We start from the raw sequence: 14,242 nt of genomic DNA on the forward strand, positions 1-14,242 counted from the left end.
GGGTGAGAAAAGAAGTCACACACCAAAACAAATTCCTGCCGATATCCACCGAAACCCAGGTGAGCCGGTTCCGGCCACGGCGAAGCCCGGGATTGTCCTATTTGAACAATTGCAACATCCGAGGTTCGTACCGCGACTACCTGCCCGTGAGCCAGCTATTGATACAGATCATCGCCGCGCTGACAGGCGGACTGGGCACCGTGATCTCGGCGCTGCTGTCGAAGCGGTCGCTTCCCGATGACGACACGCGAACCTCGGCGCTCCCCGAGCGGATCGAGCGACTGCGCACGAACCTGTCGGAGTCGAGCCATCTGATCGAGGAGATAAACGCCGAACTCCGCATGCAGGAGACCGCACTGCAACGAATACGCGCGGAGGCCCAGACGAACAAGGATCTCGCGGCGCTATACGAGGAGCAGGCTGAGGCGGTGCGCTCGTTCATCGCGGCGACCATCGAGACCGCCAACGAGAAAGCGGCCAAACCGGGACGCCGGGCTCACCTGCTCTTGTTCCTGGCCGGTCTGCTGTTCTCGGTTCCCCTCGGCATCGGCGTCAACTTCCTCTCCGACCTGATGTTCCACTGAGGCGAACGTGTCAATGATTGCGGAGTGAAGCCCAGATCCGATCGGGCAGATGTTTGGCCGCCGCCGCCAGGTCGATGGCCGGATCATTCAGCCACCTGCGGGACAATTCCGCCACCGGGCCGATCAGCAACATCTCCGTCAACGGGTCCGGCAGGTCCACAATGGATCCCGCGGCCACGTGCGGGGCCAGCCACGCCGCCATGCGGGCCATACGTTGGCGCTTCATGTCCGCGATCGTCTCCGCGTGCGCCGGCAGGTAGCCGGCGTACGCGGACGCGTGGATGAAGCGGGCCTTCGCCGGCTGGCCCGCGACGAAGTCCAGGTACGCGGTCACCACCGCGCGGACGCCGGAGCGAGTTGTCCGTGTTCTCACCAGGGCCGCGACAATCCGGTCGAGCAGGTCGGCCATGCAACGGCTGTACAGGGCCGCCGCCAGTCCGTCGAAGCTACCGAAGTGGTGGTACAGGCTGCCCAGGCTCACCCCGCTCGTCGCGGTCACCGCCTGCACGGTGAAGTCACCCGCCTCGTGTGCTGCCAGTGCGGCGTCCAGCAGGCGTTGTTTCGTCTCCTCGCCGCGGCGCTGTTTAACCGGCACCCGTCAGTTTCCTCGCCTGTTCCCACAAGCGGCGTGCCAGCTCGGGCTCACTCGGGATCGGCTCCTCCTTCTCCACGTTGAAGAAGCGGCCCGTGCCCGTCGCCGACGACAGTCGAACCACCGGGGCGGCGCCGGCTTCCGGTGGCGCCCACCTCCGTTTCACCAGGCGCAGAACCGCGCCCAGCACGCCACCCGGGTCGCCCAGGTTCGTGCGGATCACGCCGGGGTGCACCGCATCGATGGTCACGCCCGCATCTTGCCAGTGCTCGGCGAACAGTGGTGTCAGCAGCAGGTTCGCGCGTTTCGTGTCGCAGTACGTGCGCATGCGGTGGAAGTCCTTGCCCCACGGGGTGCGGTCCGGGTCCACCCGGCCCTTCACGTAGAGGCCCGCGCTCACCTGCACCACGCGGCGCAGCTTCGGCGCCAACGCCATGTTCAGCTGGAACGGCGCGAGGTGGTTGACCGCGAACGACTCCTCGATGCCGTCCTCGTTGTGCCGCAAGCGGGTCGGCCACACGCCGGCGTTGTGTACCAGCACGTCGATCGTCCCGCACGTGTTCGACAGTGCCTCTGCCAGGGCCGCGACTGTTCGGCGTGAGGCCAGGTCGCCGGATACCACCTCGACGTTCGGCGGCACGGGCGCCGCCGGGTTCCTGGTCACCGCCACTACGCGGAAACCCTTGTGTGCCAACGCCCCGCACACCGCGTAGCCGATACCGCGGTTCCCGCCCGTCACCACTGCCGTGTGCATGACAACCGAGCTTAACTAGAACTATCTTCTAGAACAAGATTCTAGTTCAGCGCGAAAGGAAGGGGTCGAGGTAGCGCACGCCGGTCGGCGCGATGTCGCGCACGTTGCGCGTGACCAGGGTCCACCCGTGCGCCAGCGCGGTCGCCGCCAGCAGACCGTCGACGACCGGCAGCGGCCCCTTGGCGTTGAGCCGTCCCCACACCTCCGCCACCTCGACGGTGACCGGGACGACCCGATCGCTGTACGTGGTGACCAGCTGCCCGAGCCACTTCTCGAGCACCTCCGCCCGCCCGGGAGCCCGGCTCACCAACCGTTCGATGCCCTGCCTGATCTCGCCGACGACCAGCGCGCTCAGGAAGAGCTCGCTCGGGCGGACCGACTCGAACCAGGCGGCGACCCCCGCGTTGGGCTTCTTCCGACGGATCTCCGACACGATGTTCGTGTCGAGGAGAAAGCTCACTCGTCCTCACCAAGGTCAACGACCCTCGCGGGCACCCGTGACCGGTCGATCGGCAGATCGTCGAGGTCGGGCGCGGAGCGCAGGAAGTCCTTGAAGTCCTCCTCGCCACCCCGGAGCCGGCGGTACTCCGCGACGTCGATGACCACCGCGACCTCTTCGCCGTGCCTGGTGACGAACTGGGGTCCACTGGTCTCGACCGATCTGATCAACTCACTGAAGCGCTGCTTGGCTTCCTGCAACTGCCAGTGACCGTTCATGGCACACCTCCATCTAGACAGACTAGACAGAAATTGCGCGGTTGTCGAAGGCGATGCCGAAGGTGCTTGGTCAGGCGCCGTCGGTCCAATAGCGCTGAATCCTGGCCACCGCCTCGTCCTTGCGCATCGCGGCAACCTCTGACTCGTCGAGACCGACACGCGAAATCAGCATGTACACGAGGTCAGCGGGCAGGGCTTCCGCCGGCTGCTCAGGTGCCCCGCGGGCAGGTTTGACGCCGTCCTGCACGCATGACCCGAACGCCTGCTCATCGACTGCAAGCTGGTCGCGAAGGATGTGCTTCCACAGGCTCGGCCCGTAGTCGCCACGGTCGACCGGGTGGGAAATGCGGGTTCGCAGGATCCTGCCATCAACAAGATCCAGTTCGTAGGTGACGTGATGCGTTCCGGCCCGCCCACGAGCATCGCGCACTGTGCGCCATTCTTCGATCCGACAGAACGTCTCGTGATCCTTGCGCGTTGGCTGAGACCAGGACGTCACCGCGCGGCACCGACAAGCCAGTCACGCAGTTGCTCGTCGTCACTGAAGCTGATCAGCTGCACCAGACCCCAATTCTCACGGTGGTTCGGAGCTTCGAGCAGGTGCTGCTGCCAGTCTTCCGCGTACTCCCGCAACGCGTCGATCATCTCGGTGATCGCCTCGTCGAACGACGCGCCATCAGCGGCCACCGGCAGTCCCGGAATGAACACCGACCAGCCGCCAGCCTCCGGAACGACCTGAGCGCGCGACGGAACGATCGAAGAGAGGAAGCGCCGCAGTCGCTCTACATCGACAACGGCCGTCGTGGCCGAGTCACGCCGAACAGTGGCGACTCGTCCCTTCTCCGCGGCATCCAGCAAGTCCTTCAGATGTGCGCGAGCCTCGGTATAGCTGTCGTAGTGAACAGCCATGGCAACCTCCCGGTGGTCCTCACCAGGGTGTACCTCCAGGCTAAGTACGTCAAGTACGTGACGTACTTAGCCTGGAGGTGGCTGTTCAGCTGCAGCCGGATGTGGAGCCGCAGCCCTCGCAGACGTAGCACGAGCCTGCTGGGCGCATCTTCGTGCCGCAGGTCATGCACAGCGGGGCGTCAGCCGCCTTGCCGAGGTGTAGTTCCAGCAGCTCCGTGGAGCTGTGGGCTTCCTTGACCTCGGGCTTCGACGCCTCCACTGCCGGGCGGGTCGGGCTCGCGTCGACCGTGCTGCGCATGCCCTCGATGTCCAGGTCGCCGGCCGGGCCGTAGTCGTTGTTCAGCTGGGCCGCGCGCTCGTCGGCCGTGAAGATGCCCAGCTGGGCACGCTTCTCGTACGGCAGGTAGTCCAGCGCGAGGCGACGGAACAGGTAGTCCAGCACGCTGGTCGCGATGCGCACGTCCGGGTCGTCGGTCATGCCCGCCGGCTCGAAGCGCAGGTTCTGGAACTTCGAGACGTAGAACTCCAGCGGAATCCCGTACTGCAGGCCGACCGAGATGGACATCGAGAAGGCGTCCATCACGCCCGCGAGCGTGGAACCCTGCTTGCCCAGCTTGACGAAGATCTCGCCGAGGCCGTCGTCCGGGTAGGAGCCCGCGTGCAGGTAGCCCTCGGCACCGCCGACGGTGAAGGACACCGTCTGGGACGGACGCTTCTTCGGCAGGCGCTTGCGGACCGGGCGGTACTCGACGATCGTCTCCGGCTCCGCCTTGCCGTCGTTCTTGCCCTTGCCCGCCGACAGCGGCTGGCCGACCTTGCAGTTGTCGCGGTAGATCGCCAGCGCCTTCAGGCCCAGCTTCCAGCCCTGGAAGTAGATCTCCTCGACGTCCTCGACGGTCGCCGACTCCGGCATGTTCACCGTCTTCGAGATGGCGCCCGAGATGAACGGCTGGACCGCCGCCATCATGCGGACGTGGCCCATCGGGGCGATCGAGCGCTCGCCCATGGCGCAGTCGAACACCTCGTAGTGCTCGCGGCGCAGGCCGGGGGCGTCGATGACGTGACCGTGCTCGGCGACGAACTCGACGATCGCCTCGATCTGCTCGTCCTGGTAGCCCAGTGCCTTCAGCGCGCGCGGCACCGTCTGGTTGACGATCTGCATGGAGCCGCCGCCGACCAGCTTCTTGAACTTGACCAGCGCCAGGTCGGGCTCGATGCCCGTCGTGTCGCAGTCCATCATCAGGCCGATGGTGCCGGTCGGGGCGAGCACCGACGCCTGTGCGTTGCGCCACCCGTTCGTCGCGCCGATCAGCAGACCCCGCTGCCACTCCTGCGTCGCGAGGCGCTGGACCTCCACGTCGTTGCGGTGGTAGGTGCGGATCAGGTCGTTGGCCGCGGCGTGCTTGCGCATGACCTTCTGGTGCGCGTCGGCGTTGCGTGCGTAGCCCTCGTACGGGCCGACCACGCCTGCCAGCTCGGCGGAACGCCGGTACGCGGTGCCGGTCATCAGCGAGGTGATGCCGGCGGCGAGCGCGCGGCCGCCCTCTGAGTCGTACGCGTGGCCGGTCGCCATGAGCAGCGCGCCCAGGTTGGCGTAGCCGATGCCCAGCTGGCGGAACTTGCGGGTGGTGTCGGCGATCGGCTCGGTCGGGAAGTCCGCGAAGCAGATGGAGATGTCCATCGCGGTGATGACCAGCTCGACCGCCTGCGAGAAGCGCTCCGCGTCGAACGCGCCGTCCTCGCGCAGGAACTTCAGCAGGTTCAGCGACGCGAGGTTGCAGCTGGAGTTGTCCAGGTGCATGTACTCGCTGCACGGGTTGGACGCGGTGATCCGGCCCGACTCGGGGCAGGTGTGCCAGTCGTTGATCGTGCCGTCGTACTGGATGCCCGGGTCGGCGCACTCCCACGCGGCCTGCGCCAGCTTGCGGAACAGCGCCTTGGCCTCGACCTCCTCGAGGACCTCGCCCGTGGTGCGGGAGCGCAGTCCGAAGTGGCCACTCTGCTCCACCGCGTGCATGAACTCGTCGGAGACGCGGATCGAGTTGTTCGCGTTCTGGTACTGCACCGACGTGATGTCGGCGCCGCCCAGGTCCATGTCGAAGCCCGCGTCACGCAGGACGCGGATCTTCGCCTCTTCCTTGGCCTTGGTCTCGATGAACTCCTCGACGTCCGGGTGGTCGACGTCGAGCACGACCATCTTCGCGGCACGACGGGTGGCGCCACCGGACTTGATGGTGCCGGCGGACGCGTCGGCGCCACGCATGAACGACACCGGACCGGACGCGGTGCCGCCGGAGGACAGCAGTTCCTTGCTCGACCGAATGCGGGAGAGGTTGAGGCCGGCGCCCGAGCCGCCCTTGAAGATCAGGCCTTCCTCGCGGTACCAGTTGAGGATCGAGTCCATGGTGTCGTCGACGGCGAGGATGAAGCACGCGCTCACCTGCTGGGGCGAGCTGGTGCCGACGTTGAACCACACCGGCGAGTTGAAGCTGAACACCTGGTGCAGCAGCATCCAGGTCAGCTCGTGCTCGAAGATCTCCGCGTCCTGCGGCGCGGCGAAGTAGCCGTGCTCGGTGCCGGCGGCCACGTAGGACTTCACCACGCGGTCGATGAGCTGGCGCAGGGAATGCTCGCGCACCGGGGTGCCAACGGCGCCGCGGAAGTACTTGCTGGTGACGATGTTCGTCGCGTTGACGGACCAGAACTCGGGGAACTCGACACCCCGCTGTTCGAAGTTGACCGTCCCGTCGCGCCAGTTGGTCATCACCACGTCGCGCTGTTCCCAGGTGACCTCGTCGTACGGGTGCACCCCCTCGGTGGTGTACACGCGCCGCACAGCGAGACGCGGTGTCACCGCTGTCTCCTGGTCGGTCCCCACCGTCTCCGTCATGCCCTCTCCCTCGTTTTCAACCCGCATCGGTGTGGCCACGTTCGCTCCCGTGTACGGACCCACCGTCCGACGTGACCTTCTGCCAACCGCGTAGCGCCGTCTGGTGCGGCTTCTACTCATTCCTCGTTGTCCCGCTCGATCGCCCGCCGCAGGCCGGCGATCTCCTTCTCGAAGTCCTCAATGGACGAAAATGACCGATACACGCTGGCGAACCGCAGGTAGGCGACCTCGTCCAACTCCCTGAGAGGGCCGAGGATCGCCAGGCCCACCTCGTGACTCGGCACCTCGGCGGCGCCGGTCGACCGGATCGTGTCCTCGACCTTCTGTGCCAGTTGCTGGAGGGCGTCCTCGTCGACAGGGCGGCCCTGGCAGGCGCGCCGCACCCCGGTTACCACCTTCTCGCGGCTGAACGGCTCTGTCACCCCGGACCGCTTGACGACCGCTAGAACCGCTTCCTCGACGGTGGTGAACCGCCGACTGCACTTGGCGCACGACCGCCTGCGCCGGATGACCTGACCATCGTCCACCTCGCGGGAGTCGACCACTCGCGAGTCCGAGTGGCGACAGAACGGACAGCGCATGGGTCACCCCTTCTGATGATCAACTTGTGGACAACTAGTGGATAACTACAACCCAACCTGTGGATGAACTACAGGGTTGTAACTACTAGATGTTGGGGTTGACGGTAGGCCTAGACGCCAGATGATGCAAGCCGACACACCCCGCGACACGCGGTCGGACACGCGTGGTGATCGACGCCACTCCGGGTCCGCCGGACGTCGCCATGAGTGTCCACACGGGTCCCACACCGACGGGTCGACGCCGGCTGAGAGTAGTCGAGCCGGATTCCGGAGTGAGAGGTCAGACCGGCCGCACTCCACGGACGCCCTAGCGCGTGTCCAGAAGGACCACAGTGGCTCTCAGGCTGGACTCTGCTCTACGAGCAGGCACCCGTCCACAGCGGGTAGGCAACCGCAGGCCGCGACGGCGGGCGGGGACGGGCATGTGAGACCCACTGGCCGTGCACAAGTGGGGCCAGTCGAACTGGAACCGCCTATGTGGACAGTGCGGACGGCGGGAAGCTCAGCGCTGGAAGGGAACCGTCAGCGGTTGGCCCGGTTGGATCGTGCCGTCGACGCCGTTCAGCTCGCGGATTCGTTCGACCACCGCCGCCGTGTCGGCGTTCGGGGCGACGCGGCCCGCGAGTTCCCACAGGTTCTCTCCCAGCTTCACCCGGACGACGGTCGTGTCCTCGGGCACCGACGGGGTCACGGCGTTCGACAGCGCGCCTAGGCCGACGACCGCGGCGCACGCCACCGACGCCACGCCTAACACCCAGACGAGTGAAAGCCGGGCGCGGCGCGGGGCGCACGCGGCCCGCGCGAGGACGCGTGGCGCGCCCGCCACACGACGCCGTGTCGGGGGGCGATGCGGGACCACGCGGCGCACCGCCGGCTTCGCGCGCCGCACCGGCACGTCGACGTGAACCTGCGCTCCGACCTCCGTCTTGTGCGTCACCGCGCTCATCCCGGCCTCCCGAACCGCTCTCGAACACCTGCACGAAGATCGAACAGTCGTTCGATCGAACCTTCGTGCGATTTTGTACCACGAGGCACCGACAAAAAAGCAAGACCCGCTCGGCGTGTCGTCGAACAGGTGTTTGATCTCCAGGTGACCTACGGATAACGTCGATGACGAACACGAACAATCCGGCCGTCAAGTAGGGCGGGCCGGCGCGCAGGGAGGCATACCGTGCCACGCAAACCAGGAGGAATACCGAAGGGCGTTCCCAAGAGGAAGCCGTTGCGGGGCAACCTACGCAGTTTCCCCGACGTCGAGCAACCGGACGCGGAGGAGCTCCCGATCCGTCAGCGGGAGGTCCTGGAGGTCATCCGCACGTGGGTCGAGCGGTTCGGCTACCCACCGAGTGTCCGGGAGATCGGCGAGGCCGTCGGGCTCACGTCCACCTCCTCCGTCGCCTACCAGCTGCGTGCGCTGGAGCAGAAGGGCTACCTGCGACGGGACCCCAACCGGCCGAGGGCGATCGGCGTGCTGCCCGCGGACATGGACCCGGCCACGGTAACGGCGGCCGCGGCGCCGGCGGCAACGCCGCCGACCAGCCAGTACGGCGCGGTGGACGTGCCGGTCCTCGGGCGTATCGCCGCTGGTGGGCCGATCCTCGCGGAGGAGGCGGTCGAGGACGTCTTCCCACTGCCGAAGGAGATCGTCGGCGAGGGGTCGCTGTTCCTGCTGCGGGTCGCCGGTGACTCGATGGTCGACGCGGCCATCACCGACGGCGACTACGTGGTGGTGCGCCAGCAACCGACCGCGGACAACGGGGAGATCGTCGCCGCGATGATCGAGGGCGAAGCCACCGTGAAGACGTTCAAACGCAAGGACGAACACGTCTGGCTGATGCCGCACAACGAGGCGTACGAACCGATTCCCGGCGACGACGCCACCATTCTCGGCAAGGTCGTCGCGGTATTGCGCAGGCTCTAGAAAACCTCGCGGCGGCCGTGGCAGAAGGTGGCCTCCCCCACGGTCGCCGCAGGGTTTTCGTCAATTCGATCTACGCCGCCGTAGCAAGCGGAACAGCAAATACACCACTCCGACGGCGGCAATCGTCACGGCAGCGGCAGGTGCGGCCGGCAGGCCATCGTCCGCCGCCTCCGATGCGCTGGACACAGTGGACCCCGACCGCGGTTTCTCCTCCTCGGCAGGCGGTTCCGGCGCCACGAGCCGCGCCGCGCCCGCCACCACGTTGACCGGCTGCCCCGCGCCGTCCGTGCCCGCTTCCGACCCGGTCACCAGTGACCCGTCCGGCTGGAACGCGATGGCCTCGCCCTGTGCCTCGTTGGGCAGCGGCACGCGCACCGGTTCTTCCGCGAGCGCTGCCACGACGTCGCCGTTCTTCACCGGGAACAGGTAGGCGTCCGTGTAGGTACGCAACGCGATCGCCGTGCCGTCCGCGCTCGTCGCCGCGCCGGTGACCGTCACCGAACCGACCAGCCCGGGCAGCGGGCCCCCTGGCGTGTCCGTGCTGTTCAGCCGTACGGTCGCGACCTGTTCGAGCGGGGTCGGGCCCGGCGAGGCCAGCGGCCCGGCGGGCCGGAACACGTCGGCGGTGCCGAGCGGGCTCTTCGTGATGATGTAGGGCACGCCGGCGCCGTCCAGCACGAGCGCCTCGGCGTCGTGCTTGCGGTCGGGATAGGTGAGGCGGAAGAACGTCGACTCGCCGTTCGGCGTCAACGTGACCAACGCGACCGTCTCCCGGTCGCTGTCGTTGTCGCCCGTGTCGGACAGCCAGAACGTGCCGTCCGCGGCACGTGCGAGGTCCTCCACGTCGTACGGGTCGGTCGAGGCCGTGATGACGTCCTGGACCTGGCAGTCCTTGCCCAGGACGTACACGGTGGCCGCGGTGCCGCCGTCGTTCGCGGCGTACCAGTGCTCGCCATCGGCGACGAGGCCGGACAGCTCGGTCAGCCGTTCGTCGGTGATGGTGCAGGCCGGAACCGGCGCGGGCACCGGATCGGCCGCTGCTGGGGCCGCGAGTGGCAGCCCCAGCAGAACGGCAAGCGTCACCGACCGCAAACGACACCTCCATGAAGCCCCCGTGGACATTCCACGGTAGCGCGGAGGTCGTTAGGCGGACGTGCCGTTGACGATGTAGCTCTCGAGGACCCCCGCCAGGTCGGGCTTGACCTTGGCGGACAGCTCGGTGCCGTGCTCGGTGTGCCGTTCGGTGAGGACCTCGCCCTCCCGGTGCACACGGGCCACGAGCTCGCCCCGCGCGTACGGCACGAGCACGTCGATCTCGACCTCCGGGTGCGGGACCAGCTCGGCGATCCGCTCCCGAAGCTCCTCGATCCCCGCACCGGAATGCGCGGACACGAACACCGCGCCCGGCAACAGGTGCCGGAGCCGGACGAGTGCCAGCTGGTCAACGGCGTCGGTCTTGTTGACCACGACCAGCTCGGTCGGCAGTGCCTCGTCGCGCCGGTCCGCGATCTCGCCAAGTACCTCGCGCACGGCCTCGACCTGCCACTCCGGGTTCGGGTCCGAGCCGTCGACCACGTGCAGGATGAGGTCCGAGTCGGCGACCTCGTCCAGCGTGGACCGGAACGCCTCGACCAGCTGGTGCGGCAGGTGCCGCACGAACCCGACCGTGTCGGTCAGCGTGTAGACGTGCCCGTTCGGCGTGGTTGTCCGGCGCGTGGTGGCGTCGAGGGTGGCGAACAGCGCGTCCTCCACCAGCACACCCGCGCCGGTCAGCGCGTTGAGCAGGCTCGACTTGCCGGCGTTGGTGTAACCGGCGATCGCGACGCTCGGCACCAGGTTGGCCCTGCGCTGGCTCCGCATGGTGTCCCGCACGGTGCCCATCGCGTTGATCTCCTTGCGCAGCTTGGAGATCTTGTGCCGGATGCGCCGCCGGTCGGTCTCCAGCTTCGTCTCACCGGGACCACGCAGACCCACACCACCGTTGCCGCCGCCGGCACGACCACCGGCCTGCCGGGACAGCGTGTCACCCCAACCACGCAGGCGTGGCAGGAAGTACTGCAGCTGGGCCAGCTCGACCTGGGCCTTGCCCTCTCGTGACCGCGCGTGCTGCGCGAAGATGTCCAGGATCAGCGCGGTCCGGTCGATGACCTTGACCTTGAGCTTCGCCTCCAGCTGACGCAGCTGGGACGGTGACAGCTCACCGTCGCAGATGACCGTGTCCGCGCCGGTCGCGGAAACCACGCCGGACAGTTCCAGCACCTTGCCGGAGCCGATGTAGGTGGACGGGTCCGGCCGGTCACGCCGCTGCACGAGACCCTCGAGGACCTCGGAGCCCGCAGTCTCCGCGAGCCTGGCGAGCTCCGCGAGCGACGCCTCGGACTGCGCGGCGCTGCCCTCGGTCCAGACGCCGACCAGGATGACCTTCTCGAGCCGCAGCTGCCGGTACTCGACCTCGGTGATGTCCGACAGTTCGGTCGACAACCCCGCGACACGGCGCAACGCGGCGCGATCGGAGAGCTCCAGTTCACCGACAGAGAGCTCAGCCAGGTCAGTCAACCCGTCATCGGCTTGCTGATGATTGAGATTCTCTGTCACGTGTTGGTGCCTCCTGTTTGTCGCTTTTGCTCGGGGTCAATACTCCCACGGTTCAGCGACCGGATCGAGCGAGTTATTCCGCCAGACCGTCCCACCAGGCCTGGTCAAGCTCGCCGCGAGCGGTGAACACGGCGGGGCCGGCGAGTGTCGAACCCTCCGGGTCGACCGTGACGCGCACGCGGCCGCCTGGCACGTCGACGGTGGCCGCACCGCGGTGCTCACCCCGCGTGAACAGCACGCCGGTGACCGCGGCGACCGTGCCGGTGCCACATGACCTGGTCTCGCCGACACCCCGTTCGTGTACCCGCATGCGCAGCCGGTCCGGAGCCTCGATCACGACGAACTCGATGTTCACGCCGTTCGGGAAGACCTCGGGGTCGAACACCGGCTGGACGGACAGATCGAGGGACGCGAGCTTGTCGGGGTCCTCCAGCACGCACACCAGGTGTGGGTTGCCGACGTTCACGGCGACCCCGGCGACCGACGCGCCGCCGACCGTGGCCAGCGACGTGCCCGTGACCCTGGCGCGGCCCATCTCGACCGTGACGTCGTCGGCCACGGTGATCGCGCGGGTGCCGGCGCGGGTGCCGATGGTGAACTCTGGCTCGGCGACCAGGCCGGTGTCGACCAGGTAGCGGGCGAAGAGCCGGGTGCCGTTGCCGCACATCTCGGCGATCGAGCCGTCGGCGTTGCGGTAGTCCATGAACCACAGGTCGCCGGCCGAGTCGTCTATAGCCTTGGCCGGCACGACCCGGAGCACGCCGTCCGCGCCGAGCCCGGCACGCCGGTCGCACAGCGTGCGGACCCGCGCCTCGGTCAGGTCAAGGGTGGCGTCGAGGTCGGGCAGCAGCACGAAGTCGTTCTCCGTGCCGTGGCCCTTCAGGAACGGAATGCCCACTGCTTCAGGCTAACGCCGCCGCCATCAGATCCGTGCGGGAGGCGTCCAGCCAGCGGATACGGCGGTCGCGGCGGAACCAGGACCGCTGGCGGCGGACGAAACGGCGCGTGGCCTGAGCGGTCGCCGCGGCGGCCGCCGCCATGTCGTGGTCGGCGTCGATCTCGTCGAGCACCTGCTGGTAGCCCAGTGCCCTGGACGCCGTGCGCCCGATCCGCAGGCCCTGTTCCTCCAGCGTCTTCACCTCGTCGACCAGACCCTGCTCGAACATGCGGGTGACCCGCAGGTCGACGCGTCGGTCCAGCTCCTCGGTGTCCAGGTCGAGGCCGATCTGGACCGTGTCGTAACGGGCCGGGCCTGGGCGGGGCATGGTCGCGGAGAACGGGCGGCCGGTCAGCTCGATGACCTCGAGCGCGCGGACCACACGCCGGCCGTTGCTCGGCAGGATCGCGGCCGCGGCGGTCGGGTCGAGCTTCGTGAGACGTTTGTGCAGCTCCTGCGGGCCGTGCTCGGCCAGCTCCCCCTCGAGGCTGGCGCGAATGGCCGGGTCGGTGCCGGGGAAGTCCAGCTCGTCGAGGACCGCACGCACGTACAGGCCGGAGCCGCCGACCAGGATCGGGACCCGCTCGGCGGCCATGAGCCGCTCGACGGTCGCGCGGGCCGCACGCTGGTAGGCGGCGACGGACGCGGTCTCGGTGACGTCGAGGACGTCCAGCAGGTGGTGCGGCACGCCCCTGCGCTCCTCGGCCGTGACCTTGGCGGTCCCGATGTCCATGCCGCGGTACAGCTGCATCGCGTCGGCGTTGATGACCTCGCCACCCAGCTCCTCGGCGAGCGAAATGGCCAACGCCGACTTGCCGGTAGCGGTGGGTCCCACGATAGCCATCGGCCTCATGACATGGGATCCAATACGGCCAGGTGGTAGGCCACGCCGAACGGGACGAACAGCTGGGCGTCGGCCGTCCACCGGCCCTGGCCCAGCGCCCCGGCGAGCACCTGCCATGGTGCCCTGCCGACCGCGCCCAACTCGTCGGCCAGGTGCGGGTCGAGGGCCTGGAGTGCCTTCGCGTCGGCTGTCGCGAGTGCCGTGTGAACGGCGTCGTCGAACGGGCCGGCGCGGTCGTCGGGGCGGCCCGGGGCCTGGTCACCGTGACGGTGGGAGCCGTCGCCGGCGATGAGGAGGCCGACGGGCGCCGGATCCTCGGCAAGGCGTTCGCCGAGCGCGAAACAGTCGTCGGGTGACAGGTCGGGAGGCACGAGATGCATGGTGACCTCTCGCGCGCCGGCCTGCTCACGCAACCAGGCCGTGATGAGGCCCGGCAGCGGCATCGCCCGATCGGGTGGGCCGGTCGAGGCATCGCTCATGCGGACGGTGACGTCCACACCGAAGCCTGCGAACGTGCCGACGGCGGTAGGACCCAGCACCCCCGGCGGGCCGGCCCCGACCGCGACCCACCGCGATGCCGCGCTGGTCAGCCTGGTCACGACGGCGAGACAGGCCGCGCGGACGGCGGTCACGTCGTCGTCGGGACCGGCGACGAGCGCCGGCACCAGGAGCGGTGGGTGCGGGACGACGGCGGCACGGACGATCACGGCCGCGAGGCTACCTATTCACCCGGGAACGTGAACTCTCCGGGCTCATCACGTCACCCTGCGCTGCCAGTGTCAATGCTGGAGTACCGAGGCGCGGCGTGACCTGTTTGAATGCGCGCGTACGTCGCGCGCATTCACGTCCGCGGCGGGATGAGTGCCAGGCCCCGCGACAGCGGGGCGCCCGCGTCGATGCGGGCATGCCAGCGGGAGG

Annotated in this window: 16 protein-coding genes; 2 read left to right on the forward strand and 14 right to left on the reverse strand. The window is 68.2% G+C overall.

Features of this window, described 5'->3' with window-relative positions:
- The first annotated feature begins 2 nt into the window (after positions 1-2).
- Positions 3-584: a hypothetical protein gene (locus VF106_RS02655; protein WP_330837913.1), complete on the forward strand. Its 582-nt coding sequence runs from the start codon at positions 3-5 to the stop codon at positions 582-584.
- A 10-nt stretch (positions 585-594) separates the two neighbouring features.
- Here VF106_RS02655 and VF106_RS02660 read toward each other — a convergent pair whose 3' ends face one another.
- The 9 genes from VF106_RS02660 to VF106_RS02700 all read right to left on the reverse strand — a co-directional run bounded on the left by VF106_RS02660 (position 595) and on the right by VF106_RS02700 (position 7,973).
- The gene (locus VF106_RS02660; RefSeq protein WP_330837914.1) at positions 595-1,179 is read right to left on the reverse strand and encodes a TetR/AcrR family transcriptional regulator; all 585 of its coding nucleotides are present in this window, start codon (positions 1,177-1,179) and stop codon (positions 595-597) included.
- Entirely contained in the window at positions 1,169-1,930 is a 762-nt protein-coding gene (locus VF106_RS02665) for an SDR family NAD(P)-dependent oxidoreductase (protein ID WP_330837915.1), read from the reverse strand. The genes VF106_RS02660 and VF106_RS02665 overlap by 11 nt, the downstream gene beginning before the upstream one ends.
- Before the next feature lie 46 nt (positions 1,931-1,976).
- Positions 1,977-2,390 carry a type II toxin-antitoxin system VapC family toxin gene (locus VF106_RS02670; protein ID WP_330837916.1) on the reverse strand — a complete coding sequence of 138 codons (414 nt, stop codon included), beginning with the start codon at positions 2,388-2,390 and terminating at the stop codon, positions 1,977-1,979.
- Complete coding sequence (locus VF106_RS02675) at positions 2,387-2,647, reverse strand: type II toxin-antitoxin system Phd/YefM family antitoxin (protein WP_330837917.1); 261 nt, start codon at positions 2,645-2,647, stop codon at positions 2,387-2,389. The genes VF106_RS02670 and VF106_RS02675 overlap by 4 nt, the downstream gene beginning before the upstream one ends.
- Before the next feature lie 70 nt (positions 2,648-2,717).
- Positions 2,718-3,146 (reverse strand): cytotoxic translational repressor of toxin-antitoxin stability system, encoded by a 429-nt coding sequence (locus VF106_RS02680; RefSeq protein WP_330837918.1) that lies wholly within the window; start codon positions 3,144-3,146, stop codon positions 2,718-2,720.
- The gene (locus VF106_RS02685) at positions 3,143-3,556 is read right to left on the reverse strand and encodes a type II toxin-antitoxin system HicB family antitoxin (RefSeq protein WP_330837919.1); all 414 of its coding nucleotides are present in this window, start codon (positions 3,554-3,556) and stop codon (positions 3,143-3,145) included. Before VF106_RS02685 ends, VF106_RS02680 begins: the two co-directional genes overlap by 4 nt.
- A gap of 85 nt (positions 3,557-3,641) precedes the next feature.
- On the reverse strand, positions 3,642-6,446 hold the full coding sequence (locus VF106_RS02690) for a vitamin B12-dependent ribonucleotide reductase (protein WP_330837920.1): 2,805 nt from the start codon (positions 6,444-6,446) through the stop codon (positions 3,642-3,644).
- A gap of 116 nt (positions 6,447-6,562) precedes the next feature.
- Positions 6,563-7,027 (reverse strand): transcriptional regulator NrdR, encoded by a 465-nt coding sequence (gene nrdR / locus VF106_RS02695; RefSeq protein WP_330837921.1) that lies wholly within the window; start codon positions 7,025-7,027, stop codon positions 6,563-6,565.
- 502 nt (positions 7,028-7,529) lie between these two features.
- Positions 7,530-7,973 carry a LysM peptidoglycan-binding domain-containing protein gene (locus VF106_RS02700; protein ID WP_330837922.1) on the reverse strand — a complete coding sequence of 148 codons (444 nt, stop codon included), beginning with the start codon at positions 7,971-7,973 and terminating at the stop codon, positions 7,530-7,532.
- A 276-nt stretch (positions 7,974-8,249) separates the two neighbouring features.
- On the opposite strand from VF106_RS02700, the gene lexA reads away from it, so the two are divergent.
- Positions 8,250-8,948: a transcriptional repressor LexA gene (gene lexA / locus VF106_RS02705; protein ID WP_414638835.1), complete on the forward strand. Its 699-nt coding sequence runs from the start codon at positions 8,250-8,252 to the stop codon at positions 8,946-8,948.
- 60 nt (positions 8,949-9,008) lie between these two features.
- Here the strand turns inward: lexA and VF106_RS02710 are convergent, their stop codons facing one another.
- The 5 genes from VF106_RS02710 to VF106_RS02730 all read right to left on the reverse strand — a co-directional run bounded on the left by VF106_RS02710 (position 9,009) and on the right by VF106_RS02730 (position 14,031).
- Entirely contained in the window at positions 9,009-10,070 is a 1,062-nt protein-coding gene (locus VF106_RS02710) for a hypothetical protein (protein WP_414638834.1), read from the reverse strand.
- 21 nt (positions 10,071-10,091) lie between these two features.
- Positions 10,092-11,543, reverse strand: coding sequence for a GTPase HflX (hflX, locus tag VF106_RS02715; RefSeq protein WP_330837924.1), 1,452 nt, complete (start codon positions 11,541-11,543; stop codon positions 10,092-10,094).
- A gap of 73 nt (positions 11,544-11,616) precedes the next feature.
- Complete coding sequence (gene dapF / locus VF106_RS02720; protein WP_330837925.1) at positions 11,617-12,441, reverse strand: diaminopimelate epimerase; 825 nt, start codon at positions 12,439-12,441, stop codon at positions 11,617-11,619.
- A gap of 4 nt (positions 12,442-12,445) precedes the next feature.
- Positions 12,446-13,333 carry a tRNA (adenosine(37)-N6)-dimethylallyltransferase MiaA gene (miaA, locus tag VF106_RS02725; RefSeq protein WP_330837926.1) on the reverse strand — a complete coding sequence of 296 codons (888 nt, stop codon included), beginning with the start codon at positions 13,331-13,333 and terminating at the stop codon, positions 12,446-12,448.
- Positions 13,330-14,031, reverse strand: coding sequence for a class III extradiol dioxygenase subunit B-like domain-containing protein (locus VF106_RS02730; RefSeq protein ID WP_330837927.1), 702 nt, complete (start codon positions 14,029-14,031; stop codon positions 13,330-13,332). The genes miaA and VF106_RS02730 overlap by 4 nt, the downstream gene beginning before the upstream one ends.
- Positions 14,032-14,242: the final 211 nt, after the last annotated feature.

The sequence above is a fragment of the Actinophytocola sp. genome (assembly GCF_036378875.1).
Classification (GTDB): Bacteria; Actinomycetota; Actinomycetes; order Mycobacteriales; family Pseudonocardiaceae; genus Actinophytocola.